Origin of the sequence: Micromonospora sp. M61 (assembly GCF_018070245.1) — a bacterium.
Taxonomy (GTDB): Bacteria; Actinomycetota; Actinomycetes; order Mycobacteriales; family Micromonosporaceae; genus Micromonospora; species Micromonospora zamorensis.
This window is the reverse complement of the sequence record NZ_JAGPYA010000179.1, coordinates 1-865: the sequence shown is the minus strand read 5'-3', so window position 1 is coordinate 865 and position 865 is coordinate 1. Positions and strand designations below refer to the sequence as shown.

Here is an 865-nt window from a genome sequence, read left to right as displayed (position 1 = left end):
GGTAGGCGTCGTTCTTACCGGTCTCCTTGTTCAGCACCGGGGTGATGTCGTTGATCGAGTTGGTGCCGGCCTCGGTGGTGCCCATCTCCTTGGCCATCGCGTCGACGCTGATGTCCTTGCCCTGCACACTCAGGGCGTTACGGGTCGCGGCGGGCCCGCAGTAGTAGAAGTTCGGCTGCGCCTCGTAGCGCACGCCCAGCTGACGCTCACCAGCAGGCTTGCGATCAGACTGCGTCTGAGTAGTGGGCTTGGCATCGGTGGCGGCGTACGCGGCGGTGACGGGTCCGACGATCGCGCCGCCGGTGAAGGCCAGGCCAGCAGCGGTCAGAGCGGTCTTACGAATCAGATCGGTACGCATGATGGCGTGCTCCTCTGCATCGGGGGTGTCCGCACGGCACGACACAAGGGGGAACGCGGCGACCGTGCGGGAAAGTCTCGGGGGGAACGCCGGCGATCCACGGGGGGACCTGCTCGGGCGTTGCGGGGGATGTAACCGGGGCGGCCCAGCGGATGTTCCCAGCCGGTGCGCCTCGCCCCACGACCCGAAAGTCGCGGTGGCATGCCAGGTATAACGACCCCGCCGGGCCCACGATTCCGCCCCCAGGGTGGCCCCGACCACGCGACACCCACCCCCAAACCCGACACCCACCCCACGGCCGGATCCGCCGAACCGGACACCACACCCCGCAACCCCGGGCGCCGACAATCCAAGATCCGCGCACTTTCCGGGAAACTGCTCCCGTGCTCAGGTGGTCGTAGCAATCGATCTTGTCGTTCGTTGGTCTCTTCGGCGGGGTGATCGCTGAGAGGCTGGTGGGGCGTGGCGGGTCGTAGGCCGTTGACGGTGGTGGACCGGGAAGAGATC

General features: G+C 67.6%; 1 protein-coding gene. It reads right to left on the bottom strand.

What is annotated here, in order from left to right:
- On the bottom strand, positions 1-358 hold a 358-nt coding region (locus tag KBX34_RS33215; protein ID WP_210929011.1), incomplete at its 3' end, for a C39 family peptidase.
- Positions 359-865: the final 507 nt, after the last annotated feature.